Source organism: Micromonospora cynarisoli, assembly GCF_030518815.1.
Lineage (GTDB): Bacteria > Actinomycetota > Actinomycetes > Mycobacteriales > Micromonosporaceae > Micromonospora > Micromonospora wenchangensis.
This window is the reverse complement of sequence record NZ_CP130426.1, coordinates 1,853,096-1,879,170: the sequence shown is the minus strand read 5'-3', so window position 1 is coordinate 1,879,170 and position 26,075 is coordinate 1,853,096. Positions and strand designations below refer to the sequence as shown.

At 74.0% G+C, this 26,075-nt stretch carries 21 protein-coding genes; 19 read left to right on the top strand and 2 right to left on the bottom strand.

The window, feature by feature from the left end; genetic code table 11:
* The first annotated feature begins 6 nt into the window (after positions 1-6).
* The 10 genes from pabB to Q2K16_RS07740 are packed head-to-tail and all read left to right on the top strand — an operon-like array spanning position 7 to position 12,351.
* The gene (gene pabB / locus Q2K16_RS07785) at positions 7-2,088 is read left to right on the top strand and encodes an aminodeoxychorismate synthase component I (RefSeq protein ID WP_302744422.1); all 2,082 of its coding nucleotides are present in this window, start codon (positions 7-9) and stop codon (positions 2,086-2,088) included.
* Positions 2,075-4,009 carry an FAD/NAD(P)-binding protein gene (locus Q2K16_RS07780; protein WP_302744421.1) on the top strand — a complete coding sequence of 645 codons (1,935 nt, stop codon included), beginning with the start codon at positions 2,075-2,077 and terminating at the stop codon, positions 4,007-4,009. The genes pabB and Q2K16_RS07780 overlap by 14 nt, the downstream gene beginning before the upstream one ends.
* Positions 4,006-5,436 carry a lyase family protein gene (locus tag Q2K16_RS07775; protein ID WP_302744419.1) on the top strand — a complete coding sequence of 477 codons (1,431 nt, stop codon included), beginning with the start codon at positions 4,006-4,008 and terminating at the stop codon, positions 5,434-5,436. The genes Q2K16_RS07780 and Q2K16_RS07775 overlap by 4 nt, the downstream gene beginning before the upstream one ends.
* A complete protein-coding gene (locus Q2K16_RS07770; protein WP_302744417.1) occupies positions 5,433-6,491 on the top strand; it encodes a nitronate monooxygenase in 1,059 nt (352 codons plus the stop codon). Before Q2K16_RS07775 ends, Q2K16_RS07770 begins: the two co-directional genes overlap by 4 nt.
* 26 nt (positions 6,492-6,517) lie before the next feature.
* Entirely contained in the window at positions 6,518-6,742 is a 225-nt protein-coding gene (locus tag Q2K16_RS07765) for a tautomerase family protein (RefSeq protein ID WP_145919431.1), read from the top strand.
* A gap of 32 nt (positions 6,743-6,774) precedes the next feature.
* Positions 6,775-7,737 carry a cysteine synthase A gene (cysK, locus tag Q2K16_RS07760; RefSeq protein WP_302744416.1) on the top strand — a complete coding sequence of 321 codons (963 nt, stop codon included), beginning with the start codon at positions 6,775-6,777 and terminating at the stop codon, positions 7,735-7,737.
* Between the two features lie 29 nt (positions 7,738-7,766).
* The gene (locus Q2K16_RS07755) at positions 7,767-9,056 is read left to right on the top strand and encodes an ATP-grasp domain-containing protein (RefSeq protein WP_302744415.1); all 1,290 of its coding nucleotides are present in this window, start codon (positions 7,767-7,769) and stop codon (positions 9,054-9,056) included.
* The gene (locus tag Q2K16_RS07750) at positions 9,057-10,319 is read left to right on the top strand and encodes an ATP-grasp domain-containing protein (protein WP_302744414.1); all 1,263 of its coding nucleotides are present in this window, start codon (positions 9,057-9,059) and stop codon (positions 10,317-10,319) included.
* The gene (locus tag Q2K16_RS07745) at positions 10,316-11,680 is read left to right on the top strand and encodes an MFS transporter (protein ID WP_302744413.1); all 1,365 of its coding nucleotides are present in this window, start codon (positions 10,316-10,318) and stop codon (positions 11,678-11,680) included. Before Q2K16_RS07750 ends, Q2K16_RS07745 begins: the two co-directional genes overlap by 4 nt.
* The gene (locus Q2K16_RS07740; RefSeq protein WP_302744411.1) at positions 11,680-12,351 is read left to right on the top strand and encodes a TRM11 family SAM-dependent methyltransferase; all 672 of its coding nucleotides are present in this window, start codon (positions 11,680-11,682) and stop codon (positions 12,349-12,351) included. Before Q2K16_RS07745 ends, Q2K16_RS07740 begins: the two co-directional genes overlap by 1 nt.
* Here Q2K16_RS07740 and Q2K16_RS07735 read toward each other — a convergent pair.
* Together Q2K16_RS07735 and Q2K16_RS07730 are read right to left on the bottom strand one after the other, a co-directional pair.
* Entirely contained in the window at positions 12,305-13,936 is a 1,632-nt protein-coding gene (locus Q2K16_RS07735; RefSeq protein ID WP_302744410.1) for a class I adenylate-forming enzyme family protein, read from the bottom strand. The two genes, Q2K16_RS07740 and Q2K16_RS07735, sit on opposite strands and share 47 nt — an antisense overlap.
* Positions 13,926-15,470, bottom strand: coding sequence for an NAD(P)-binding domain-containing protein (locus tag Q2K16_RS07730; protein WP_302744409.1), 1,545 nt, complete (start codon positions 15,468-15,470; stop codon positions 13,926-13,928). The genes Q2K16_RS07735 and Q2K16_RS07730 overlap by 11 nt, the downstream gene beginning before the upstream one ends.
* A gap of 63 nt (positions 15,471-15,533) precedes the next feature.
* Between Q2K16_RS07730 and Q2K16_RS07725 the strand changes: the two genes are divergently transcribed.
* From Q2K16_RS07725 to Q2K16_RS07685, 9 genes are all read left to right on the top strand, one after another.
* On the top strand, positions 15,534-17,051 hold the full coding sequence (locus tag Q2K16_RS07725) for an aromatic amino acid ammonia-lyase (protein WP_302744408.1): 1,518 nt from the start codon (positions 15,534-15,536) through the stop codon (positions 17,049-17,051).
* Positions 17,041-18,603, top strand: a complete 1,563-nt coding sequence (locus Q2K16_RS07720) for an FAD-dependent oxidoreductase (RefSeq protein ID WP_489671859.1) — start codon at positions 17,041-17,043, stop codon at positions 18,601-18,603. The genes Q2K16_RS07725 and Q2K16_RS07720 overlap by 11 nt, the downstream gene beginning before the upstream one ends.
* Position 18,604: 1 nt before the next feature.
* Positions 18,605-19,666, top strand: coding sequence for an alpha-hydroxy acid oxidase (locus Q2K16_RS07715; protein ID WP_302744406.1), 1,062 nt, complete (start codon positions 18,605-18,607; stop codon positions 19,664-19,666).
* Positions 19,663-21,000 (top strand): cytochrome P450, encoded by a 1,338-nt coding sequence (locus Q2K16_RS07710; RefSeq protein ID WP_302744404.1) that lies wholly within the window; start codon positions 19,663-19,665, stop codon positions 20,998-21,000. The genes Q2K16_RS07715 and Q2K16_RS07710 overlap by 4 nt, the downstream gene beginning before the upstream one ends.
* Positions 20,997-22,262: a cation:proton antiporter gene (locus tag Q2K16_RS07705; RefSeq protein ID WP_302744402.1), complete on the top strand. Its 1,266-nt coding sequence runs from the start codon at positions 20,997-20,999 to the stop codon at positions 22,260-22,262. The genes Q2K16_RS07710 and Q2K16_RS07705 overlap by 4 nt, the downstream gene beginning before the upstream one ends.
* Before the next feature lie 74 nt (positions 22,263-22,336).
* The gene (locus Q2K16_RS07700; RefSeq protein WP_302744400.1) at positions 22,337-22,984 is read left to right on the top strand and encodes a response regulator transcription factor; all 648 of its coding nucleotides are present in this window, start codon (positions 22,337-22,339) and stop codon (positions 22,982-22,984) included.
* Positions 22,981-24,264: a sensor histidine kinase gene (locus Q2K16_RS07695; protein WP_302744399.1), complete on the top strand. Its 1,284-nt coding sequence runs from the start codon at positions 22,981-22,983 to the stop codon at positions 24,262-24,264. Before Q2K16_RS07700 ends, Q2K16_RS07695 begins: the two co-directional genes overlap by 4 nt.
* Before the next feature lie 129 nt (positions 24,265-24,393).
* Positions 24,394-24,801, top strand: coding sequence for a YciI family protein (locus tag Q2K16_RS07690; RefSeq protein ID WP_302744398.1), 408 nt, complete (start codon positions 24,394-24,396; stop codon positions 24,799-24,801).
* A 3-nt stretch (positions 24,802-24,804) separates the two neighbouring features.
* Positions 24,805-25,950 carry an RNA polymerase sigma factor gene (locus Q2K16_RS07685; protein WP_302744397.1) on the top strand — a complete coding sequence of 382 codons (1,146 nt, stop codon included), beginning with the start codon at positions 24,805-24,807 and terminating at the stop codon, positions 25,948-25,950.
* The last annotated feature ends 125 nt before the right edge of the window (positions 25,951-26,075 follow it).

Genomic DNA, 26,075 nt, shown 5'->3' with positions numbered 1-26,075 from the left:
GCATCAGTGCGTACCCTGCTGGTCGACAACTACGACTCCTACACCTACAACCTGTTCCAGCTCATCGCCGTGGTCAACGGCGTCGAGCCCACCGTCGTCCGCCACGACGACCCGGCCGTGGCCACCCTGGATCTGCGCCGGTTCGACAACGTGGTCATCTCGCCCGGACCCGGCCGACCCGACCGGGAGAAGGACTTCGGCTTCTCCGCACAGGTCATCGCGGAATCCCCGGTGCCGGTGCTCGGCGTCTGCCTGGGCCACCAGGGCATCGCCTCGGGGCACGGCGCGGCCGTGCACTCCGCGCCCGTACCCCGGCACGGGCACCTGGCGTCGATCACGCACGACGGGGACGGCCTGTTCACCGGCATCCCGCAGCACTTCACCGCCGTGCGCTACCACTCGCTGTGCGTGTCGGACCTGCCCCCGGAACTGGTCGCCACCGCCTGGGCCGAGGACGGGGTGATCATGGGGCTGCGGCACGTCGACCGGCCGATGTGGGGGCTCCAGTTCCACCCCGAGTCGATCTGCACCGAGTACGGGCAGACCCTGCTGGGCAACTTCCGCGACCTGACCCGGGCCCACCAGGCCCGGGAGAGCATCCAGGTGGCCGCCCCGCCGCCCATCGCCGCGCCGACGCACCGGCTGCACGTGCGTACCCTCGGCTGGGAAACCGACGCCGAGCAGGCGTTCACCCGGCTGTTCCGGGACTCGACGCACGCCTTCTGGCTGGACAGCGCCCGGGTCGAGGAGGGCCTGTCCCGCTTCTCCTACCTCGGCGACGCCTCCGGGCCGCTGTCCGAGGTGGTCCGCTACGACGTCGGCACCGGCGCGGTCGAGGTCGCCACGGCGGCCGGCACCCCGACCCGGGTGCCCGGCACCATCCTGACCTACCTCCAGCAGCGGCTGGCCGGCATCCACCTCGACTCGTCGGCCCTGCCCACCGACCTGACCTGCGGCTACGTCGGCTACTTCGGCTACGAGCTGAAGGGCGACCTGGGCGCTGCCGGGCCGCACCGCGCCGACACCCCGGACGCGTACTGGATCTTCGCCGACCGGTTCGTCGCGGTCGACCACCGGGACCGGCAGACCTACCTGGTGGCCCTCTCCGACGGCAGCGAGGGCAGCGACGACGCGGCGCAGGACTGGGTCGAGACCGTCGCCGAGCAGCTCACCGCCATCCCCGAGGCGGGACCGGTCACCCCGCTCACCCCGCCGCCGGTCGACACCAGCTCGCTGGTCGCGTCGCTGGAACGCGACCGGGAGCAGTACCTGGCCGACATCGCCGCCTGCAAGCGGGAACTGGTCGCCGGGGAGAGCTACGAGATCTGCCTGACCAACGGGCTGCGCCTGCCGCGTCCCCGCGACGGGTTCGCCTTCTACCGGGCCATGCGCCGGTACAACCCGGCGCCCTACTCGGCCTACCTGCGGCTGGGCGACATCGAGGTGGCCTGCTCCTCCCCGGAACGCTTCCTGCGGCTGACCGCCGACCGGGTGGTGGAGACCAAGCCGATCAAGGGCACCGCGCCCCGGCACCCCGACCCGACTGTCGACGCGGCGCTGCGCGACGAGCTGACCACCAGCGACAAGACCCGCGCCGAGAACCTGATGATCGTCGACCTGCTCCGCAACGATCTCGGCCGGGTGTGCGAGGTGGGCAGCGTCACCGTCCCCAAGCTGATGCAGACCGAGTCGTACGCGAGCGTGCACCAGCTCGTCTCGACCATCCGGGGTCGGCTGCGGGCCGAGGCCACCGCCGTCGACTGCGTCGAGGCGTGCTTCCCCGGCGGCTCGATGACCGGGGCGCCGAAGCTGCGGACGCTGGAGATCATCGACGGGCTGGAGACCACCGCCCGGGGCATCTACTCCGGCTCGCTGGGCTTCCTGAGCTGCAACGGCACCGCCGACCTGAACATCGTGATCCGCACCGCGGTGTTGTCCGGCGACGGCATGCGGGTCGGCGCGGGCGGGGCCATCATCCTCGACTCCGATCCGGAGGGGGAGTTCGACGAGATGCTGCTGAAGGCCGCCGCCCCGTTGCGCGCGCTGCTCAGCGGCGGGTACCGGGAGGACGTCGATGTCTACCAGTGATCCGCTGTCGGTGTGCATCGTCGGCATGGGGCCGCGCGGGCTCTGTGTGCTGGAACGCCTGGTCAGCAACGCCATCGCCGACCCCGACCGGCCGGTACGTATCGACGTCGTCGACCCGTACCCGCCGGGGGCGGGCCGGGTGTGGCGGGCCGACCAGTCCGACCGGCTGCTGATGAACACCGTGGCCTCCCAGGTGACCGTGTTCACCGACCCGACCGTGGAGATGGCCGGCCGGCTCAGCGAGGGCCCCAGCCTCTACGAGTGGGCCCGGTTCCAGGTGCTGATGGGCGACCTCGGCCAGTTCCCGGCCGACGTCGCCGAGGAACTGCGCGCGGTGGGGCCCGACACCTACTCCACCCGCCGGCTGTTCGGCCACTACCTGTCGTGGGTCTACCGGCGGGTGGTGGGCACCGCGCCGGCGAACGTCAGCGTCCGCGCCCACGCCACGGTCGCCGTCGCCCTGTGGGACGAGTCCGACGGCCGGCAGTGCGTGCAGTTGCAGACCGGCGACCGGCTCCCCGGCCTGGACGCGGTGGTGCTGGCGCAGGGCCACTACCCGGTCACCCCGACCGCGCAGGAGCAGACGCTCGCCGAGTTCGCCGTCGAGCGGGGGCTGACGTACATCCTGCCGGCCAACCCGGCCGACGTGGACCTGTCCATGGTGCGGCCCGGCGAACCCACCCTGCTGCGCGGGCTCGGGCTCTGCTTCTTCGACTACCTGGCGCTGCTCACCGAGGGACGCGCCGGCCGCTACGTCCGCGACGACGACGGCCGGCTGACCTACCTGCCGTCCGGACTGGAGCCGCAGCTGCTGGCCGGCTCCCGGCGCGGCATCCCGTACCGGGCGCGGGGCCGCAACGAGAAGGGCGCACACGGGCGGCACGAGCCGCGGGTGCTCACCGTCGCGTTGGTCGAGCGGCTGCGCGCGGCCCGGGACGGCACCGCGATGGACTTCATGGCCGACCTGTGGCCGCTGATCGCCAAGGAGGTGGAGACCGCCTTCTACGTGGCGGTGCTGCGCCGGGCCGGCTGCCGCGGCAAGGCCCGCCGGTTCGAGGCCGAGTACCTCCAGCTGCCCCGGGGCGACGCGGGGGAGGAGGAGATCCGCCAGCGCTACGGCATCACCGAGCGGTGGGACTGGGACACGGTGCTGGACCCGGCCCGCGACGAGACCTTCGCCGGGTCGGCGGCGTTGCAGGAGTGGATGCTGCGCTACCTGGACGAGGATGCCCGCACGGCGGAGGAGGGCAACGTCAGCGGCCCGCTCAAGGCGGCCATGGACGTCCTGCGCGACCTGCGCAACGAGGTCCGTCTCGCGGTCGACCACGGCGGTCTGCGGGGCGCCTCGCACCGTCACCACCTGGACCGCTGGTACACCCCGATGAACGCCTTCCTCAGCATCGGCCCCCCGGCCCACCGGGTCGAGCAGTTGGCCGCGCTCATCCGCGCCGGTGTGCTCCGGATCGTCGGGGCCGAGATGCGGGTGACGCCGTGCCCCGAGCAGGCCGGGTTCCTCGTCGAGTCACCCCGGACGCCGGGGAGCCGGGACGTGGTGACCGCCATGATCGAGGCGCGGCTGCCCGAGGTGGACCTGCGGCGTACCGCCGATCCGTTGCTCGGCTGGATGCTCGCGCACCGGTCCTGCGCGCCGCACGTGGTGCCCGACCGGGAGGCGGAACCGCACGTCACCGGCGGGCTGGCGGTGACCGGCAGGCCGTTCCACCCGGTGTCGGCGGCCGGCGGGCGACACGCCAGGCGGTTCGTGTTCGGGGTGCCCACCGAGGGCGCACACTGGGCCACCGCGGCGGGCGCGCGGCCGGGCGTCAACTCGGTGATGCTCGGCGACGCGGACGCGATCAGCCTGTCGGTGCTCGCCCTCACCGCGCAGGCGGCCACCACGACGGGAGCGGTGACGACATGACCGAAGGCTTCGACCACGGGTTGCTCAGCCCCAGCAGCGCCGACCGGGGCATCGAGCACGCCGTCCGGGACCGGGCGGTCCTCCAGGCGATGCTCGACGCGGAGGCCGCCCTGGTGCGGGCCCAGGCCCGGCTGGGGGTGGTGCCCCGGGAACACGCGGACACCATCACCGCCGTCGCCGACGCCCGCCGGATCGACCTCGACGCGGTGGCCCGCCGGGCGACCGAGACGGCCAACCCGGTGGTCGCGGTGGTCGCCGCGCTCACCGACCTGGTCACGGCGCTGGACCCGGCCGCCGCGGAGTACGTGCACCGCGGCTCCACCAGCCAGGACATCCTGGACACCGCGCTGATCCTGGTGGCGGAGCGGGCGTTGCGGGTGATCGACGCCGACCTGGCTGCCACCGCCGACGCGCTGGCCGCCCTCGCCGACCGGCACCGGGGCACGCCGCTCGCCGGCCGGACCCTGACCCAGCACGCCGTGCCGACCACGTTCGGCCTGAAGGCGGCGACCTGGCTCTCCGGCGTCCTCGACGCGCGGCAGGCGATCCACGGCCTGCTCGCCGAGGGGTTGCCGGTGCAGCTCGGCGGGGCCGCCGGCACCCTCGGCGGCTACCTGGAGTTCGCCCGGCTGGCCGGGGATACCGACGACGGCTACGCCGAGAAGCTGATCCACGCGTTCGCCGCGGAACTGTCCCTGGCCGAGCCACACGCGCCCTGGCACACCGTGCGTACGCCCCTGCACGCCGTCGCGGGCGTGCTGGGCCTCACCACCGGCGTGCTCGGGGCGATGGCGGCGGACGTGCAGGTCATGGCCCGTACCGAGATCGGGGAGCTGGCCGAGCCGGCCGGCCCGGGACGCGGCGTGTCCTCGGCGATGCCACACAAACGCAACCCGGTGCTGGCGACCCGGATCCGGGCGGCGGCCACCCAGTTGCCGCTGCTCGCCGCGACCGTCGCGCACTGCCTCGTCGCCGAGGACGAACGCCCCGGCGGTGCCTGGCACGCCGAGTGGCAGCCGTTCCGGGAGGCGTTGCGGCTGGCCGGCGGGGCCGCCGACGCGGCGGCCGAACTGGCCGCCGGGCTGACGGTGTTCCCCGACCGGATGCGCGCCAACCTCGACCTCGCCGGGGAGTTCATGGCCTCGGAGCGGTTGGCCGTGCGGCTCGCCCCGCTGCTCGGCAAGGCGGTGGCGAAGGAACTGCTGACCACCCTGACCGGCCGTGCGGTGCAGACCGGGCAGCCGTTGCGTGACCTGGTGGCGGCCGACCCCCGGGTCGCCGCCGTCCTCGACCCGGCCGAGGTCGCCGCCCTGCTCGACCCGGCCGGCTACGTCGGGGCCGCCGACCTGCTGGTGGACCGGGTGCTGCACCGCCACCGGACGGCCGGCGCGCGGTCGACCCTCCCGACCGAGGGCCGGCGGCCGTGAGCGGGCCGGGCCCCCTGGCGCGTCCGGTGGTCGGCGCGCCGATGGCGGGGGGAGTCAGCACGCCCGCCCTCGTCGCGGCCGTCGGCGACGCCGGGGGGCTCGGTTTCCTGGCCGCCGGCTACCTCCGCCCGGCGGACCTGGCCGCCGACATCGACCAGGTCCGCCGCAGCACCACCGCACCGTTCGGGGTCAACGTCTTCGTGCCGGAGTCCCGGCCGGTGGACCGGACCGCCGTCGCCCGGTTCCGGCAGGCGTTGCTGCCCGAGGCGACCCACTGGGGGGTGACCCTGCCCGAGCCACCCGAGCGGGACACCGACCACTTCGCCGACAAGATCGAGGTGGTGCTGGCCGCGCGGGTGCCGGTGGTCAGCTTCACCTTCGGCTGCCCGTCCCGGGCGGTCGTCGACCGGCTGCACGCCGCCGGGTCGCAGGTCGTCGTCACGGTCACCGACGTCACGGAGGCGCGGGTGGCCGTCGCGGCCGGGGCCGACGCGCTCTGCGTGCAGAGCGCCGACGCCGGCGGGCACCGGGCGAGTTTCACTCCCGAACGCCGTCCCGACCCGCAGCCGGGCACGGCCGAACTGGTCGGCACGGTCCGGCGGGCCGTCGCGGTGCCGCTGATCGCCGCCGGGGGGATCACCGGCCCGGCGCAGGTCGACGCGGTGGTCGCGGCCGGCGCGTCGGCGGTGCAGGTCGGCACCGCCCTGCTGCTGACCCCGCAGGCCGGCACCCATCCGGCGCACCGGGTCGCGCTGACCGAGCCCGGCCGGCCCGGCACCATCGTCACCCGGGCCTTCTCGGGTCGGCCGGCCCGGGGGCTGCGCAACCGGTTCGTCGACTCCTTCGACGCGCTTGCCCCCGCCGCCTACCCGCAGGTCCACCACCTGACCAAACCGTTGCGCGTGGCGGCGGCTGCACGCGGCGACGCCGAGCACATGGCGCTCTGGGCCGGCACGGGCTACCGCTCCGCCCGGCCCGAGCCCGCCGGCCGGGTGGTCACCCGCCTCGCCGCCGCCGTGGCCGCCGCGACCCCACCGCGTCCCGCACCCCGTTGACCAGTCGTATTCCCCAGGAGGACCCGATGCCGCACATCAACATCAAGTTTTTCCCGGTCGACCTGCACCGGGACACCGAGCAGCAGCTCGTCGACGAGCTGACCGAGGCGGTCACCGCCGCCTTCGGGTGCAGCCCGAACGTGGTGTCCATCGCCCTGGAACCGGTGGAGGAGCAGCGCTGGCAGGCGCAGGTCTACCAGCCGGAGATCGTCGAACGGCAGCACCTGCTGCGCAAGGTGCCGAACTACTGACGTCCAGGCCCCTGTAGGAGGTGGAGACCGCCATGGCGCAGCCGACCCGTACCCTCGCACCGAGACCGTTACCCAGCATCGCCGACGGCATCGACGACCTCGTCGGCAACACACCGCTGCTGCGCCTGCCCGTCGCGCACGGGGCGCCCGGCGTCGAGGTGCTGGCGAAGCTGGAGTGCGCCAACCCGGCCGCCAGCGTGAAGGACCGCGCGGCGCTCTACATGCTCCGCGCGGCGGAGGCCGACGGGCGGCTGCGCCCCGGCGGCGTCGTCGTGGAGGCGACGTCGGGCAACACCGGCATCGCGTTGGCCGCCCTGTGCGCGGCGCGCGGGCACCGCTGCATCATCGTGCTGCCGGACAACGCCACCCCGGAGCGGATCGGCCTGCTGCGCCGCTTCGGCGCCGACGTGGTGCTGACCCCGCGCGAGGCGCGCTACCAGGGCGCGGTCGACAAGGCCGAGGAGATCTGCGCGATGACGCCGGGCGCGTGGTTCGTCCGGCAGCACGACAACGACGACAACCCCCGGGCCCACCGGGAGACCACCGGCCCGGAGATCTGGGCCGACACCGGCGGCCAGGTCGACGTCCTGGTCTGCGGGGTCGGCACCGGCGGCACCCTCAGCGGCACCGCCGGCTATCTCAAGGAGCGCAACCCCGCGCTGCTGGCGGTCGCGGTGGAACCGGCGGGTTCGCCGCTGCTGTCCGGGGGTACGGCCGGCACCCACGCCATCCCCGGTTTCAACGGCGGGTTCGTCGCCCCCACCACCGATCTGGACCTGATCGACGAGGTCGTCACCGTCACCGACGACGAGGCCGCCGAGACGAGCAGCTGGCTGGCCCGCCGCGTCGGGGTCCTCGCCGGGGTGTCCTCCGGGGCGGCCACCCACGTGGCGCTGCGGGTGGCCCGTCGGCGCGGCAGCGTCGACAAGCGGATCGTCGTCATCCTCCCCGACACCGGGGAGCGTTACCTGAGCATGTGGTCGGAGCGTCCGTGAGACGCCGGAGATTCGGAGGGGACGGTCCCGTGCGGACACTGCTTCTCGTCGGTGGCGTCGACGACACCGCCGTCGCGGCGAAGGAACTCGGTCTGCGGGTGCTCCTGCTCCAGCACCCCACCAAGATCACCGAACGGCAGCGGCAGGTGGCCGACGTCGTGGAGGTGCTGGACTACACCGACTGGACGCTTACCGCGCCGGTCGTGACCCGGCTGCACCAGCGGTGGCGCATCGACCAGGTGGTGTCGCTGACCGAGCCGGGCCTGGACATCGCGGCCCGCGCCCGTGACCTGCTCGGCCTCGACGGCACCACGTACCCGGTGTCCCGCCTGTTCCGGGACAAGCTGGCCATGCGCCGCCACCTGGTCCGCCGCGACGCCGAGGCGGTCGCGGCGGTGCCCCTGCGCGACTTCGACGACCTGCGCGCCTTCGGCGTCCGGCACGGGTACCCGTTCGTGGTGAAGCCGACCGCCGCCACCGCCAGCATCGGGGTGTTCCGGGTCGACGACCCGTCCGGGCACGAAGCCGTGTGGGAGCAGGTGTGCCGGTTGCGGGGCACCCGCACCGACCGGGTGTCGACCCTGCTGGTGCTCGACGACTTCCTGATGGAGGAGTACGTCCACGGCCGGGAGTTCAGCGTCGAGACGTTCAGCTTCGCCGGCCGGCACGTGGTCGTCACGATCACCGAGAAGATGACCGACCCGGGCCACTTCGCCGAACTCGGCCACGCCGTGCCGGCCCGGCTGACCGAGGACGCCTGGGACCGGGTCGGCGAGTGCGTCTGCACCTTCCTCGACCACCTGGGCTTCGCCGACGGCCCCTGCCACACCGAGGTCCGCCTCAGCGGCACCCGGGCCCGCATCATCGAGAGCCACCACCGCTACGGCGGGGACGCGATCCCCGAACTGGTCCGCGCGGTGTACGGCATCGACCTGGACCGGCTCGCCGTCGGCTGGCCGTTCCGCCTGGTCGACCCGTTGCCGGACAGCCCCGCGCCCCGGGGTGGGGCCTGCGTACGCACCGTCGTCGGCCCACCCGGCCGGGTGCTGTCCGTCGAGGGGGTGCAGGAGGCGGCCCGCCAGCCCGACGTCCTGGCGGTCCGGATCAGCGCCCGGCCCGGCGACGGGGTGCGCCCGCTGCGGGACAACTGGGACCGGCTCGGCCTGGTCGCCGTCACCGGCCCCACCGTCGCCGCCGCCGCCGAGCGGGGTGCCCGGCTCGTCGACGAGTTCATCCGCATCCGCATCCGCGACGACCGGGGTGCGGTGCACCTCGCCCGGGTCGCCGAGGTGCACCAGCTGACCGGGGCGGTGGGGTAGGTGAGCGTGCTGATCCTGCACCGCAATCCGCTGGAGCCGTTCCCGTACCGGGACTGGCTGGCCGACCACGACCAGCCGGCGGTGGTGCTCGCCGCCCGCGACAAGATCGAGTCCTTCGGCGAGCAGGTCCCTACCGACACGCTGGGCCTGGCCCACCTGGAGGTGCTCGACCACTACGACCGGGACGTGGCGGCCCGCGCCGCCGCGCTCGCCGCCCGCTTCCGGCCCCGGCACGTCGTCGCCCTGCACGAGGCGGACCTGGAACTCGCCGCCGAGCTGCGGGAACGCTGGGGGCTGCCGGGCCCCCGGCCCGCCGACATCAGGCCGTTCCGCGACAAGCTGCTGATGAAGCGCCGGGCGGTGGCCGCCGGGATCGAGGTGGCCCCGCACACCCTGGCGGCCACGGCCGAGCAGGTGCGGACGTTCGCGGCCGACCACGGGTACCCGGTGGTGCTCAAGCAGCGGGCCGGCTACAACTCCGTCGGGTTGCGCATCGTCCGCTCCGCCGGGGAGCTGCGCACCCACCTGGACGAGTTGTACCGCGACGGCGACCGCGACGACCTCCTCGTCGAGCGGTTCGTGCCCGGCCGGATGTGCCACGTCGACGGGTTCGTCCGGGCCGGCCGTACCGTGCTGGCCTGGCCGTCGCAGTACCAGTACGACCTCGCCTCGTTCGGCAGCGACCCGGGCCCGCGCATCGACGTCACCCTCGACCCGGACGACCCGCTCACCGGGCGGCTGCTCGACCTCGTCGACCGGGTGCTGGCCGCCCTCACCCGCTCACCCGGCGGGCTCACCGACCACGCCTTCCACGCGGAGGTGTTCCACACCCCCGACGACCGGTTGGTGCTCTGCGAGATCGCCTGCCGCAGCGGCGGGGCGAAGATCCGCGAGGTGTTCGAGGTGATGTTCGGCGTCAACCTGGCGGAGGCGGAGCTGCGTACCCAGTTGGGGCTGCCCGTACCGGCGCTGGACCGGCTTCCCGGCGACGCCCGACCGCGCCCGCGCAGCATGTCCGGCCAGCTGCTGATGATGAAACGTCCCGGGCTGGTCCGCACGGTGCCCAGCCCGCCGACCGAGCCGTGGGTCCGCCGGTTCTGGTGCTGGGCCCGGCCCGGGCAGGTGATCCCCCCGGCCGCCGGGTCGGCCGACTTCCTCACCGCCGCCGTCGCCGCCGCCCCGACCCGGACCGAGTGCGAGGCGCGGCTCCGCCGGCTCGGCGACCGGGTCGCCGCGCAGATCCAGATCGGGGAGGCGTCGTGACCGGCCGTGGAGTCCAGGCCCGCTACATGGCGGCGATGGTGATCGACGCCACCGGCAGCGGCATGTACCTGCCGCTGTCGCTGATCTATTTCCAGCACAGCACCGGCCTGTCCGTGGGGCGGGTCGGCGCGATCGTCAGCGCGGCGGCGGTGCTCGGCCTGATCGCCAACCCGCTGACCGGGGTGCTCGTCGACCGGTTCGGCGCGCGCGCCGTGGTGGTGGGCGGCTACCTGCTGCGTGCCGCCGCCTTCGCCTGCTACCCCCTGGTCGACTCGGCGGGGCCGCTGTTCCTGGCCGTGCTGGTGGTGGCGTTCGGCGACGTGTCGTTCTCCCCGTCGGTGCACTCACTGGTCGCCGAGATCGCCAGCGGCAGCGCCCGGGACAGGCTGATCGCCGCGCAACGGAGCCTGCGCAACGCGGGCCTCGGCGTGGGCGGCCTGCTCGCCGGGGCGGCCCTCACCGTACGGGCCGACCGGGCGTTCACCGTGATCGTGCTGACCAGCGCGGTCGCCTTCACCGTCGCGGCCGGACTGATCCGGGCGATCCCCGTGCACCGCCGGCCCGGCGGCACCCCCCGGGAGACGCGGGGCCGGGGCTACCGGCTGGTGGCCCGCAACCGCCCGTTCCTCGCCCTCACCCTGCTCAACGTGCCGACCGCGTTCGGTTACATGGTGCTGGCGGTGAGCCTGCCCGTCTACGTGACGCTGCACCTGGGGCAGCCGGCCTCGCTCGTCGGCGCGCTCTACGCGGTGAACACGATCGGCATCGCGGTGGCGCAGATCCCGGTCACCAGGGCGTTGACCCGGTTCCGCCGGTCCCGGGCCGTGGCGGCCGGGGCCGGCGTGTTCGGGCTGTCGTTCGTGTCGTTCGCGGTGCTCGGCGCGACGGCCGGTGGCGCGGTCCTGTTGGCCGGCGTGTTCGCCGCGACCGCGCTGTTCACCGTCGGGGAACTCCTGCACGGGGCGACCGCGTCGGCGCTGGTGGTCAACGCGGCCCCGGAGCGGACCCGGGGCCGGCACCTCGCCGTCTACCAGCTGTCCTGGGCGGTGCCGGGGGCGTTGGCACCGGCGGTGCTGACCGCGCTGCTGTCGCTGTCGCCGACCGGGATGTGGCTCGTGCTGGCGGCCGGTGTGGTGGTGTCGGCGGTCGGCGTGCTGCGCCTCGAACCCCACCTGCCTCCGGCGGCGGTCCGGGCACCGTCCACACCGGAGACCACCGGCGGGCCGACCCCGGCCGCACCCGGGGACACCACTCCCGGACCCCACGGCGGTCCCGCCGTCGACCCGCCCGGTGGCGCACCCGCCGCCGGTTCCTCCGACGGTCGCGACGCCGACCTCGTACGAGTCAGGGAGAGTCACTGATGGGAGTTGCCAGCTGGGTGGTCCTCACCGGCGACGATCCGCGGCACGCGCCACCGGCCGCCGCCGGCCAGTGCGGCTGGGTGAGTCAGATCGCGCCCCTGATCACCGAGTTCAGCCGACCGGGGGACCTGGTGTTCGACCCGTTCGCCGGGTGGGGGACCAGCCTCGTGGCGGCCTCGGTCACCGGCCGGCGCGGCGTCGGCCTGGAGATCTCCCCGGACCGGGCCAGGCAGGCGGCGCGTCGCCTGGAGGCGTACCCCGGCCAGGTGGTGATCTGCGGTGACGCGCGCCGGCCCCCGGTGCCCGACCGCAGCGTCGACTTCCTCGTCACCGATCTGCCCTACTTCGGCACCGCGCTCGACACCGACTCCCCCGTCGAGGGCCAGTTGTACGCGCTGCGTGACTACTCCGCCTACCTGACCGCCCTCGACCACGCCTTCCACGCGCTGGCCCGGGTGCTCAAGCGGGGCGCGTACGCGGTCGTCGCGGTGCAGAACCGGCGGGTCGCCGACCGGTTCGTGCCGCTGGCGTGGGACGTCGGCCGGGTGCTCGGCGGTCACCTCACCCTCGGCGACGAGCGCATCCACCTCTACCCGCGCCCGGTCACCGACGGGGACCCGATGGTCAACAACCGGGCGCACGAGTACCTGCTCGTCGCGCGGAAACGGTAGCCGCCGCCCAGGAACCGACGCCCACGCCCAGGGCGCGCTTGTCAGGCTTGCCGCTCGGCCCCACCGGCACCCCGTCGATCACCTCGACGGTCGTCGGGACGGCGGCCGCACCCAGGGCCTCCGCGACCCGGGCGCGCAGCCGGTCGACGTCCACCGGGCACCCGGGCGCCGGCACCACGTACGCATGCACCGCCTCGCCTGTGACGTCGTCGGGGCGGCTGACCACGTACGCCTCGGCGACGGCGGGGTCGGTGGCGAGCACCCGTTCGATCGGGCCGGCGTACACCAGGTTCGCGTTGACGATGATCACGTCCCGGGTCCGGCCGTACAGGTGCAGGTAGCCGTCGGCGTCCACCCGGGCCAGGTCGCGGGTGCGTACCCAGCCGTCGGTGAACACCTCGGCGGTCTCGGCCGGGTCGCCCCAGTAGGCGTCGGCCTGCGCCGGGGTCCGGACGAAGAGTTCGCCCTCGGTCGCCGGCCGGCCGTCGGCGTCCCGGACGGACAGGTCGACCACCGCCGGGGCGCGGCCGACCGAGGCGAGCCGGCCCGGGTCGGCCAGCAGCTCGGTCGGGGTGACCATCGCGATCATGCCGGTCTCGGTCTGCCCGTACCCGTGGAAGACGACCGGGCCGAGCACGTCGAGCGCCTCGGCGAGCCGGGACGCGGTGAGCGGCGAGCCGGAGACCACGAGCGCCCGCAGGCTGCCCAGGTCGACCGGGTCGGCGCGCTGGTCGCGGACGAGCTGGTGCAGCTTGCCGACGGTGATCACGCTCGCGGTGGCCCGGTGCCGGGTGATCATGCCGGGGAAGCCGGGCGGGCGGGCGGCCACCAGGGTGCCCCCGGCGGCCAGGGTGAGGATGCCGTACTCCAGCATCACCTGGCTGCTCAGCGAGCCGAAGACCAGGTAGCGCCCCAGCCGGGGCGCGAGTTCGGCGATCGCCGGCGGCCACCGGTCGGGGTGGGCCGCCCAGGCCGCGCTCATCGCCGCGTACGTCTGGGCGCAGCCCTTGGGGTGGCCGGTGCTGCCGCTGGTCCAGGTGATCCGCGCGACGTCGCCGGGCCGGCCGGCGGCGACCAGCGGGCTGCCGTCGTCGGTGGTCTTCGCCAGCGTGGCGAGCCGGGCGTCGTCGACGAGCAGCGCGTCGTCGCTGGCGAGCAGCCGGTCGAGTTGCGCCGGGGTCAGCTCGGGCCGGATGCCGGACACCCGCGCGCCGACGGTGAACGCGGCGAGGACACCGGCGAGCGCCTCCGGGGTGACCCCGATCCGCAACGCGACCGCCCGACCGGGTCCGATGCCTGCGGCACGCAGGCCGCTGGCGATCCGCCGGACCAGGTCCGCCAGCTCGGCCGCGCCGACGCTCCGGTCACCGTCCTCGACGACCGGCCGGTCGCCACCGGTGGTGAGCAGCCGCAGCACGGGCTGCGGCCACAGCTCACCACCGGCGGCGGCCCCGGCCCGGTCGCGGTCCGCCGACCCGCGACCGGTCCGGTCGTGCCCGCCGTGCCGGCCGGGCCCCGTCGCGCGGCGGTCGGCGTGCTGGTGCTCCGCCGCGCGACGGCCGTCATGGTGCTGCTCAGCCGGCATCGGACAGGACGCCCTTGAGGAACAGCGCCAGCGGCTGCTGGTGCACGCCGGGCAGGTCCCAGTTGTTCTCCAGGTTCTCCGCGAGGTGGTGGGTGGCGACGACCTGCCCACCCCGGTGCACCCGGACGACGGGGTGCAGGTAGCTGGCGTCGTGGGCGCGATCGGCGTCGTTCTCGGCGATCCGGGGGACGGTGATGTCGAACGGGTCGACCTGGTCGTGGTCCGGGCCGTACTCCAGGGTGGTCACCACGGCGAACGGCTCGGGCCCCAGACCCCCGTCGTGCAGGTGGGCCACCGGCACCTCCTCGTGGTAGCGCGCGACGCCGTCGGCGATCACGACGACGTCGCCGAGGACGGTGAACTGCTGCCACAGCGCGGAGGTGCGGTTGATCCGGGCGATGATCGCGTCGGTGATCGCCTCGGGGGTGACGTCCAGTGTGGTGGACGGCCACGGCGTGCCGTGGTAGCGGGCGTCGAGCATCCGGTGCAGGGCGCGTACGCCGTACCGGAAGCCGTGGATGAAGCCGTTGGTGGAGCGCTTGAAGTCGCGTTGCTGGGTGAGGGTGCCGGCGAAGAACAGGCCGGGCACGTTCACCGACTCGAAGCCGGAGGTCTGCTCGGGGAAGCGGTCGTTGATGACCAGCCGGGGCCGCGCCGACGCATCGAAGATGTCCGCGTCGAACCGGAAGCCGGTGCACAGGATGATCCGGTCGTAGTCGAGCTGCCGCAGCGACTCGCGGGTGCGGGCGTACCGGAAGTCGATCCGGTAGCCGCCGTCGTCGCGGCGGGCGATCCGCTCGACGGTGCCGTCGAGGACCGCGTTCTGCGACTTGAGCTGGTAGGTGTCGAGGAAGTTGTTGTTCACCGCGCGCAGGTGCCCGACGTAGTGCGTCTGCCAGGCCAGCCGGATCGAGTGCGGGCCGGCGACGTGGATGACGGCGGCGGTCTCGACCAGGGCGTCGGCGGTCTCGAAGGCCGAGTTGCCCTTGCCGATGATCAGGACCCGCTGGTTGGTGAAGTCGTCCGGGTCGACGCTGACGGTGTCGTAGCGTTCGGCGAGTTCGACGCCCTCGATCGGCGGGACGTACAGCTGGGAGACGCCGGTGGCCACGACGACCCGGCGGGCCGTCAGGGTGTCGTCGCCGGCCGCGACGGTGAACAGGTCGCCGTCGCGGGCGATCCGGGTGACCCGCGTGTCGTAGCGGACCCGCAGCCCATGCGCGAAGGCGGCGAGATAGCGCACCATGTCGTCGGCGTCGGGGAAGTAGCGCCGGCTGAAGTTCCGGAACAGTAGCGCCGGATCGTCGGTGAGCAGCGAGTTCCAGTCGGAGCGAAGGTTGAACTCCGGATCGTCGGAACCGGTCCAGACCTTGTTGATGGAGATCAACTGGCGGTGCCGCGGGTAGCGGCTGAAGAACGTGCCCGGCGCCGGCCCCGCCTCCAGCACCAGATGGTCGCGGCCGTCGCGCTCCAGCAGGGCGGCGAGTTGGAGCCCGGCCGGCCCGGCTCCGATGATCAGGTAGTCGAGCGTCATGCGGCGCACCGTATCGGCCCGATTTCAAAGCGTTCTGAGAATCGCTCTCTAGGGTCCCGTCGCATGACGACAGAGGTTGATCTCGCGGCGCCGCTGCGGATCGCCGACCTGAGCGCCGCCCGCGACCCCGTCCGGGTCGTGGTCGGGCCGCAGGTCCGCGACCGGGTCACCCGCACCCGCACCTTCCTGTCCGAGGTGCTCGGCGAGGACCGCGCGGTGTACGGCAGCACCACCGGCTTCGGCGCCCTCGTCGGGTACGCCGGCCGCGCCGACCTGCGCGACCAGGCCGACAACACCCTCGCCCACCTCGGCGCGGGCCACGGCCCGGATCTCGCCCCCGAGATCGTCCGGGCGACCGTGCTGGTCCGGGCCTGGTCGCTGGCCCGGGGCGCGTCGGGGGTGTCCCCGCACGTCGTCGACGCGTTGGCCGCGATGCTCGGGACCACCTTCGTGCCCGCCGTGCCGAGGTGGGGTTCGGTCGGCGCGAGCGGTGACCTGATCCCGTTGGGCGCGGCGGCCCAGGCGCTGCGCGGTCGCGGCCACGCCTACCTCGACGGGGTACGCCTGCCGGCGGCGCAGGCGCTGGAGAAGGCCGGCCTGACCCCGCTGCCGCTGGACGGCCGGGACGCCCTGGCCCTGGTCAACGGCACCTCGCTGACCACCGCGGCGACGGCGCTGGCGTTGTCCGCCGTGCGCGCCGCGCACCGGGCGGCGCAGGTGCTCACCTGCCTGCTGGCCGACCTGCTCGGCTGCGACCCGCAGTTCCTCGACGCCCGGCTGCTGCGCGCGTACGGGCACCCGGGCGCGATCGACGTGGGCGCGCGGATGCGGCAGGTCGGCGCGGGGCTCGTCGCGTCGGGCAAGCGCCCGTTGCAGGAGCCGTACAGCATCCGGTGCGCGCCGCAACTGCTCGGCGCGGCCGAGGACGCGCTGCGCCACGTCGACGGGGTGGTCACCGCCGACCTGGGCAGCGTCAGCGACAACCCGCTGTTCTTCCCCGACGACGACCTCGTGGTGCACGGCGGCAACTTCTTCGGCCAGCCGGCCGCGTTCGCCGCCGACCTGCTGTCGATGGTCGTGGCGCAGGTCGGCAACCTCGTCGAGCGGCAACTCGACCTGCTCGTCGACCCGCACCGCAACGGTGGCCTGCCACCGATGCTGGCCGCCGGCCCGGGGCAGCAGCACGGGCTGCAGGGGGTGCAGTTGGCCTCGACCGCGCTGATCGCCGAGATCCGCCGCGACGCCATGCCGGCGAGCATGCAGAGCCTGCCGACCAACCTGCACAACCAGGACGTCGTCCCGCTCGGCACCCAGGCCGCCCTGCGGGTCTTCGACCAGGCCGGGCTGCTGCGGCTGATCGTCGGCTCGTTGGCGCTGGGGCTGCGTCAGGCCGCGTACGTGGGGGCCCGAACACCCACCGCGCCGGGCTGCGCCCAGGTGCTGGCGGCGCTGGTCGCGGCGATCCCCCCGGTCGACCCGGACCGGCCGCTCGACGGCGACGTCAGGCGGGCCGCCGACGTGATGGACGCGCTGGAACTTCCGTTGACCCCTCTCACCCTGGATGGCCGTCGTGACGCTTGACTGTCTGATCATCGGAGCCGGCCCCGCCGGCCTGCAACTGGCCGCCCTGCTCCAGGCCGACGGCCGGCGCGACTACCTGGTGCTGGAGGGCGCGGACATCCCGGGCGCGTTCTTCGCCACCTACCCCCGGCACCGGCAACTGATCTCCATCAACAAGCCGCACACCGGCTCCGACGACCCGGAGTCCAACCTGCGGCTGGACTGGAACTCGCTGCTCAGTGACGATCCGGCGCTGCGGTTCACCACGTACACCGAGCGGTACTTCCCGGACGCCGACGTGATGGTCCGCTACCTGGCCGACTTCGCCGCGAAGACCGGGGTGAAGGTGCGCTACGGCGCGCGGGTCACCTCGGTGTCCAGGGTGGACGGGGTGTTCGAGGTGCACGCCGGGGAGACCTTCCGGGCCCGGCGGGTGGTCGTCGCCACCGGCGTGTCCCGGCCCTACCTGCCGGACATCCCCGGGCTGGAGCTGGCCGAGCAGTACGCGGACATGCCCGTCGACCCGGGCGACTACCTCGACCAGAAGGTGCTGATCATCGGCAAGGGCAACTCCGCGTTCGAGACGGCGGACAACCTGATGGAGACCACCACCCTGATCCACCTGGCCGGGCCCAGCTCGGTGCGGATGGCCTGGCGCACCCACTACGTCGGGCACCTGCGGGCGGTGAACAACAACTTCCTCGACACCTACCAGCTCAAGTCGGCCAACGCGATCCTGGACGGCACGGTCCGGCGGATCACCCGCGACGCCGACGGCTACACGGTGACGTTCGCGTTCTCCCGCGCCGACGAGGTGACCAAGGAGCTGCGCTACGACCGGGTGCTCGTCTGCACCGGGTTCGCCTTCGACGCGTCGATCTTCGACGAGTCGTGCCGGCCGCAGCTGGCGATCCGAGACCGCTTCCCGGCCCAGACCGCGCAGTGGGAGTCGGTGAACGTGCCCGACCTGTTCTTCGCCGGCACCATCACCCAGCAGCGGGACTTCAAACGCTCGACGAACGGGTTCATCCACGGTTTCCGCTACGCCGTACGGGCCCTGCACCGGATCCTCGAACGCCGGTACGGGGACACGCCGTGGCCGGCGGAGAAGCTCGACGCGACCGGCGCGTCGATCGCCGACGCGATCATCGCCCGGGTCAACCGCACCTCCGCGCTGTGGCAGCAGTTCGACGTCCTCGCCGACGTGGTGACCGTCGCCGACGCCGACGCGCGCTACCACGAGGAGGTGCCGGTGGACTACTTCACGGAGACCGGCCTGCGCACCGCCGACCACGACTACTCCGACGCGTTCGTGGTCACCCTGGAGTACGGCCCGGAGCACGACCAAGTGGACCCGTTCGACGTGACGGTGAAACGGGTGGCCCAGGACGTCGTCGGTCAGGCCCACGACGCGGCGTACCTGCACCCGGTCGTCCGCCACCACCGGGCGGGGCAGGTCGTCGCGACCCACCACCTGGCGGAGAACCTGGAGAACCGGTGGGACCGGCCGCAGGTGCACGTGACACCGTTGGCCGACTTCGTCGACCGGTGCCTGCGCAGGGCCGGGGACTGACGTGCCGGCCCTCGACGAGGTGGCGCTGAACCTGGCCGACGTGGCCGCCGCCGCCCGCCGCCGCCTCGACCCGGTGCACTGGGACTTCTTCGCGGGCGGGGCCGGCGACGAACGTACCCTGCGGGCCAACGAGGCGGCCTTCGCCCGGCGCTGGCTGCTTCCCCGGGTGCTGCGCGGCACCGGCGACCGGGACCTGCGGATCTCGCTGCTCGGCAGCCCGGTCTCGATGCCGGTGCTGGTCGCGCCGACCGCCTTCCACCGGCTGGCCCACCCCGACGGCGAGGTGGCCACCGCCCGCGCCGCCGCCGAGGCCGGCACGGTCATGGTGGTGAGCATGGCGGCCACCCGGCCGGTCGAGCAGATCGCGGCGGCCGGCGGGACGCTGTGGTTCCAGCTCTACCCGCACACCGACCTGGAGTTCACCACCACCGTGGTCCGACGGGCGGTGGCCGCCGGCTGCCGGGCCCTGGTCGTCACGGTCGACTCGCCCGTGTTCGGTCGGCGCGAGCGCGACCTGCGGCACGGATTCGTCGACCTGCCACCCGGCCTGGTCTGCGAGAACATGCGTGACGCGGACGGCCGGGTCCGGGACGTCGAGATGAACGCCCGGGTGGGCTGGGAACTGGTGGCCGTGCTGCGTCGGCTCACCACGGTGCCCATCCTGCTCAAGGGGGTGCTGCACCCCGAGGACGCCCGGCTGGCCGTCGAGCACGGGGTGGACGGCGTGGTGGTCTCCAACCACGGCGGCCGGCAACTCGACGGGGTGACGGCCACCCTGGACGCGTTGCCGGCCGTCGTGGCGGCCGTCGGCGGTCGGCTGCCGGTGCTGGTCGACGGCGGTCTGCGGCGCGGGGTCGACGTGCTTGTCGCGTTGGCGCTCGGGGCGACGGCCGTGCTGGTCGGCCGCCCGGTGCTGTGGGGGCTGGCGGTGGGCGGCGCGGCCGGGGTGCGGCACGTGCTCGACCTGCTGCACGCCGACCTCGACCGGGCGTTGGCGCTGGTGGGTGTCGCGCGGCCGGGCGACCTCAGCGCCGACCTGGTCACCACGGGAGCCCCGGCGTGAGCGCGCCGGTGCTGTGGGGCGCGCTGGTCGTGGCCGGGGTGGGCTGGACCCTGCCCCGGTGGCTGCCTGCGGCGGTGGTGCGGCTGCGGCAGTGGGTGTTCGCCCGGGTCAACGGCGGGGAGGGCATTCCGGTGCCCGGCCCGCTCGTCGACGTCGAGGATTTCGAGCGGCTGTACGCCGACCCGGCGGCCGACGGGCGCAGCCAGGGTGCCGGCCTGTCCGACCTGTTCTGGTACTGGCTGTCGCCCGGCCCGCACATGCACCAGGAGCACCTGGAGCCGGGGGAGCGTTACCGGACGGTGGCCGGGGTGACCCGGCAGGTGCTCGCGGTACGGCCCCAGCGCGCCGACGCGCTCGCCACCGCCGCCACCCGGCGGGTGCTCGACGAGCTGCCGGCCGGGCGGGTCCACGTCCGGCTGCGGGACCTGATGATGCCGGTGTGGGCGGAGGTCTACCACGAGCTGATCTTCGGTGAGGTGCCCCCGCCGGAGGTCCGGGCGCTGTTCGTCGCCAACGCCGCCGACGTGGCCGCCGCCCTCAAGTGCACCGGCCTGCGGCACCTGGACCGGCGTGACCCGTTGACCCGGTACCTGCGCGGGCGGGTCGAGGCGGGCACCTGCCCGGTGACGTTGCCGTCGCCGTTCACCACCGAGGAGACGGCCTGGTACCTGCACGGCGCGTTCGGCACCACGGCGGTGGTGCAGATGTCCGAGGCGATGTCGCACGTGCTGCTGGCCCTGGCCAACCGGCCGGACCTGCAGCGGGGCCTGGACGACGACGACGCGTTGGACCGGGTGATCGACGAGACGCTGCGACTGCATCCGCTGTTCGGCGTCGCCCACCGGATCACCTCCGCGCCGATCGGGTTGCCCTCCGGGGTGACCCTGCCGGCCGGCTCGGTGCTGCTCTTCAACTACCTGGCGTTCCAGCGCAGCGGCCCGGCCGGCGACGATCGGTTCGACCCGGACCGGTGGCGAACGCTGCGACGCCGCGACGCCCGCTTCATCCCGTACGGCGTCACCGCGAACCGGGCCTGCCCGGCGCGCGGGGTCGCGCCGGTGATGCTGCGCGCCGCGACCCGTGAGGTGCTGCGCCGGTACGCCCTGGCGTCCTCGGCCGCGCACAGCCGGTCGCTGCCCAGCCGGGGCCCGGCGTACCTGACCCCGGCCGGGGTGGCCGGCCCGGGGCGGCTGCGGCTGGCCGCGATGCGGTGGCGGGACCGCTGGGCCGACGTGGGTCGCAGCCTGCGGCAACTCGTGTTCGGCGCCTGGATGGTCGTCGACGCGCGACGACAACGCTTGTGCACCAACTACTTCGAGGAGGCGGTCCGGTGACCCCCACCCAGTTGGCTCCGCGGTTCTTCATCGCGGTCGCGGTGATCCTGATCTTCTGCAAGGCGGTGGCCTGGCTGCTCGGCCGGGTGGGTCAGCCGGCCGTGGTCAGCGAGATGCTCGCCGGTGTGCTGTTGGGCCCGTCGCTGCTCGGGCTCGTCCTGCCGGAGGTGAAGGACGCCCTGTTCCCGGCCGCGCTGCTGCCGGTGCTGTACGTGGTGGGCCAGGTCGGCCTGGTGCTGTTCATGTTCCAGGCCGGGTACGCCTTCAGCGCCCACCGGGTCACCGGCCTGGCCGGCACCGCCGGGCTGGTGTCGCTGGCCGGGGTGACCGCGCCGCTGGTCCTGGGGGTGGGGCTGGTGCTGGTCACCGCGGACGCGGTGCCGATGCGGGCCGACGGGACGTCGCTCGGGGTCTCTGCGGCGTTCGTCGGGGTGGCGTTGGCGATCACCGCCTTCCCGATGCTGGCCCGGATCATCACCGAACGCGGCCACGCCGGCACCCGGCACGGCACGCTGTCGCTGGCCAGTGGTGCGCTCGACGACATGGTCGCCTGGATCATGCTGGCCGTGGTGCTGGCGTTCGCCTCCGGCCGGGCCGGGCCGGCGGTCGTCACCGCCGGTGGGGCGGTGCTGTTCGCGCTGGTGCTGTGGCTGTGCGGGCGGCGGGTGACCACCGCGCTGATGACCAGTCCCGGCCTCAACGACGCCGCCCGGGTGCTCGGCACGGTGGCCCTGCTCTTCCTGGTGGCCTGGTACACCGACGAGATCGGGCTGTACGCGGTGTTCGGCGCGTTCGCGGTCGGCGTGGTGATGCCCCACACCGGCAACACCGACCGGGTGGTGGACACCCTCACCCCGGTCGCCGCGACGGTCTTCCTGCCGCTGTTCTTCACCTATTCGGGGCTGCGGACGGAGTTCGGGTTGCTCGGCAGCCCGCCGGTGCTGCTGTTCGCGGTGGCCTGCGTGACGGCGGCGATCGTCGGCAAGTTCGGTGCCTGCTGGGCGGCGGCCCGGCTCCGGGGCGAGTCGCAGGGCGTCGCGCTGCGGGTGGGCGCGTTGATGAACGCCCGGGGCCTGATGCAGCTCATCGCGCTCAACGTCGGCCTGGAGGCGGGCATCGTGAACGCCTCGCTGTTCACCGTGCTGGTGCTGGTGGCCCTGACCACCACGATGATGACGACCCCGTTGCTGAGCTGGATCGAGCGCCGGGAGGCCCGGCGGGGCGACGACGTCCGACCACGGACACTCGCCACGGTGAAATGATAAAAAGATAGCTATCACTCTTTAGGCCCACTCTGTGCGATTGTGGAGGCATGCACGGGGGAGGACCTAACCGGTTGCTGTTGGTCGAGGACGACGAGGAACTGGCCGACTTACTCACCGAGACACTGAGCTGTGAGGGCTTCCTCGTCGACCGGGCCGCCGACGGCCAGCGTGGCCTGCACCTGGGGCTGACCCGCAGCTACGACGTGCTGGTCGTCGACCGGATGCTGCCGGTGCTGGACGGTCTCGACATGGTCGCCCGGCTGCGGTCCCGGGCGGTGCCGACCCGGGCGCTGATGCTCACCGCGCTCGGTGGGGTCGGCGACCGGATCGCCGGGCTGGACGCCGGCGCCGACGACTACCTGGGCAAACCGTTCGACCTGGACGAGTTGAGCGCCCGGGTCCGGGCGTTGTGCCGGCGCGGCGCGGAGTCCACCACCGTGCTGCGTATCGGCACCGGGCGGCTCGACCTGACCTCGCACGACGCGGTGCTGGCCGACGGCACCCGGGTGGCACTGTCCGCCCGGGAGTTCGAGCTGCTGCGGGTGCTGGCGGCCCGGCCGAGCACCGTGCACTCCCGGGGCGAGCTGCGCCGCCGGGTCTTCGACGAGGCCGCCGCGACGTCGCTGGTGGACACCTACGTCTACTACCTGCGCCGCAAACTCGGCCGGTCGGTGGTCCGTACCGTGCACGGGCTCGGCTACCGACTCGGAGCGCTGTGACGGAGCTGGTGGAGCAGTCGATGGTTCGCCGGGCCCGGCTGCGGATCGGGCTGCTGGTGGGGCTGGCCATCAGCGCCCTGCTGCTGCTGGCCGGCGGCATCTCGTACGCCGTCCTGGTCCGCAGCCAGGAGGCGCAGATCCACCGGGAGCTGGCCTGGGGTACCCAGCACGCCACCATCCCCGGTCCGCCCGCGTGCAGCTGGGTGTTCCGCTACAACGGGCTCACCACCGACACCGGCCTCAACCCGCCGCCTGCGGGCTTCCCGCTGACCGGCGCGCTGCGGTCGGTGGCGGCCACCGGGATCACCAAGGTCACCACCGTCACCCGCAACGGCACCACCTACCACGTCCGCACCGAGTCGCGCAGCGACGGGGTGGTCGTGCAGGCGGTGTTCGACGCGCGGTTCCAGCTGTCCGACCGCCGGCACCTGCTGCTGGCGTTCAGCCTCGCCGCGACGGTCGGGCTGTTCGTCGCCGTGCTGACCGGCGCGCTGGTCGGGCGGCAGGCCGTCGCGCCGCTGGCGGAGGCGCTGACCCGGCAACGGCGGTTCATCGCCGACGCCAGCCACGAGCTGCGGACCCCGATCGCCCAGGTGCACATCCGCGCCCAGTTGATGGCGCGGCGGGCGCGGGCCGGGGGCAGCGCCACCAGCCTGGAGGATCTCGACCGCCTGATCGGCGGCACCCGCCGGCTGGGCGAGATCGTCGACGACCTGCTGTCGTCGGCCCAGCTCGCCGCCGCTCCCGCCGATCGCCGCCCCTATCCTCCGGTCGACCTGACCGCGCTCGTCGGGGCGGCCGTCGCCGCCGAGACGGAACGGGCCGCCGAACGGCAGGTCACTCTCGTCGCCGACCTGCCCGACGGGTCGCTGCCGGTGCCGGGGGTCGCGTCGGCGCTGCGCCGGGTGGCCGGTGAGCTGCTGGCGAACGCGCTCGCCCACACACCGCCCGGCGGCCGCATCGACGTGTCGCTGCGGGCCGGCGGCGACTACGTCGAGTTCGTGGTCGCCGACACCGGGGTCGGGTTCGACCAGGCCGACGCGCGGCGCATCTTCGACAGGTTCCACCGGGGCGGAGGTTCCGGGGAGCACCGGTTCGGGCTGGGGCTGGCCCTGCTCCAGGAGGTCGTGACGAGCCACCGGGGCACCATCGAGGCCGAGGGACGGCCGCACCGGGGGGCGGTCTTCACCGTCCGCCTGCCCGCCACCCGGGCGCCCGAGGTGCCGGAGCGGGCCTCGGGTATCCGCCGCCTGCGGGTACGGCAGCTCGTCGACAGGTGAGCCGCGCCGGGCCGCGACACCCGGGCCGGAGAAAAAGTTCCGCGGCCGATGTCGAGAACGGCGGGCCGGCTCCGTCCCCGGGGTGAACGCGGCCAGAATGGGGTCGCGCCGGCACCGAGGAGAGACCCGATGGCGAAGTACCTGCTGCTCAAGCACTACCGGGGCGCCCCACCCGCGGTCAACGACGTTCCGATGGACAAGTGGACGCCCGAGGAGATCACCGCCCACGTGCGGTACATGCACGACTTCGCGGCCCGGCTGGAGGGCACCGGCGAGTTCGTCGACGGTCAGGCCCTCGCCCCCGAGGGGACGTTCGTCAGGTACGACGGGCCGGGGCGTCCGCCGGTCACCGACGGGCCGTTCGCCGAGACCAAGGATCTCGTCGCCGGCTGGATGGTGATCGACGTGGACAGCTACGACCGGGCCGTCGAGCTGGCCGGGGAGTTGTCGGCCGCGCCGGGGGCGGGCGGGAGGCCGATCCACGAGTGGCTGGAGCTGCGCCCGTTCCTGACCGCCCCGCCGACCGTCACCGACTGACGGGTGGACGGTGACCTGCTGCGCCGGCTCATCCCGGAGGTGCTCGGGGTGCTCGTGCGGCGCGGGGCCGACTTCGCGGCGGCCGAGGACGCCGTGCAGGACGCGCTGGTCCGGGCGCTGGGCGTCTGGCCGGCCGATCCGCCCCGGGACCCGAAGGGCTGGCTGGTCACCGTGGCCTGGCACCGGTTCCTCGACGCGGGCCGGGCGGACGCCGCCCGCCGTCGGCGGGAGGACCTCGTCGTCGAGGAACCGGCGTCCGGCCCCGCGTCCGGGGTGGACGACACGCTCCGGCTCTACTTCCTGTGCGCCCATCCGTCGCTGAGCCCGTCGTCGGCGGTCGCGTTGACCCTGCGCGCCGTGGGCGGGCTGACCACCCGCCAGATCGCCCGGGCCTACCTGGTGCCGGAGGCGACCATGGCGCAGCGGATCAGCCGGGCCAAGCGCACGGTGGCCGGTGTGCGCCTCGACCGTCCCGGCGACGTCACCACCGTGCTGCGGGTGCTCTACCTGGTCTTCAACGAGGGCTACTCCGGTGACGTCGACCTCGTGGCCGAGGCGGTCCGGCTCACCCGGCAACTCGCCGCGCTGGTCGACCATCCGGAGGTGGCCGGGCTGCTCGCCCTGATGCTGCTGCACCACGCCCGGCGCGCGGCCCGGACCACGCCGGACGGCAAGCTGGTTCCGCTCGCGGAGCAGGACCGCAGCCGGTGGGACACCGGCGCGATCGCCGAGGGGGTCGGCATCCTGCAGGCGGCGCTCGCCCGGGACCGGCTGGGCGAGTTCCAGGCCCAGGCGGCCATCGCCGCGTTGCACGCCGACGCACCCGTCGCCGCCGAGACCGACTGGGTGCAGATCGTCGAGTGGTACGACGAACTCGTACGGCTGACCGACAGCCCGGTCGTCCGGCTGAACCGGGCGGTGGCCGTCGGGGAGGCCGACGGGGCGCAGGCCGGGCTGGCGGCCCTCGCGGCGGTCGACCCGGCGGTGCCCCGCCACGCGGCGGTGACGGCGTACCTGCACGAGCGGGCCGGTGACCTGGTGACGGCGGCCCGGTGGTACGCCGAGGCCGCCCGCCGGGCCGCCCACCTCGCCGAGCGCGACCACCTGTTCCGTCAGGCCGCCCGCCTCAACGCCCGCCTGCCCGGCTGACCCCGGGGCGTGCCGCCCGGGGCGAGGTTAGGTCGTATTGCGAGACGGTGTCTCTGTTGACGTTGCCGCGGGGGTTGGTTAGCCTGGACCGATCATCGCCAGCCGCAGGAGAACGCCATGATCCG

What these genes read in the sequence shown, in the direction of transcription:
- Q2K16_RS07780 (WP_302744421.1), top strand. Translation starts at nt 2,075, where the DNA reads ATGTCTACCAGTGATCCGCTGTCGGTGTGCATCGTCGGCATGGGGCCG.
- Q2K16_RS07775 (WP_302744419.1), top strand. Translation starts at nt 4,006, where the DNA reads ATGACCGAAGGCTTCGACCACGGGTTGCTCAGCCCCAGCAGCGCCGAC.
- Q2K16_RS07765 (WP_145919431.1), top strand. Translation starts at nt 6,518, where the DNA reads ATGCCGCACATCAACATCAAGTTTTTCCCGGTCGACCTGCACCGGGAC.
- cysK (WP_302744416.1), top strand. Translation starts at nt 6,775, where the DNA reads ATGGCGCAGCCGACCCGTACCCTCGCACCGAGACCGTTACCCAGCATC.
- Q2K16_RS07740 (WP_302744411.1), top strand. Translation starts at nt 11,680, where the DNA reads ATGGGAGTTGCCAGCTGGGTGGTCCTCACCGGCGACGATCCGCGGCAC.
- Q2K16_RS07735 (WP_302744410.1), bottom strand. Translation starts at nt 13,936, where the DNA reads ATGCCGGCTGAGCAGCACCATGACGGCCGTCGCGCGGCGGAGCACCAG.
- Q2K16_RS07730 (WP_302744409.1), bottom strand. Translation starts at nt 15,470, where the DNA reads ATGACGCTCGACTACCTGATCATCGGAGCCGGGCCGGCCGGGCTCCAA.
- Q2K16_RS07725 (WP_302744408.1), top strand. Translation starts at nt 15,534, where the DNA reads ATGACGACAGAGGTTGATCTCGCGGCGCCGCTGCGGATCGCCGACCTG.
- Q2K16_RS07690 (WP_302744398.1), top strand. Translation starts at nt 24,394, where the DNA reads ATGGCGAAGTACCTGCTGCTCAAGCACTACCGGGGCGCCCCACCCGCG.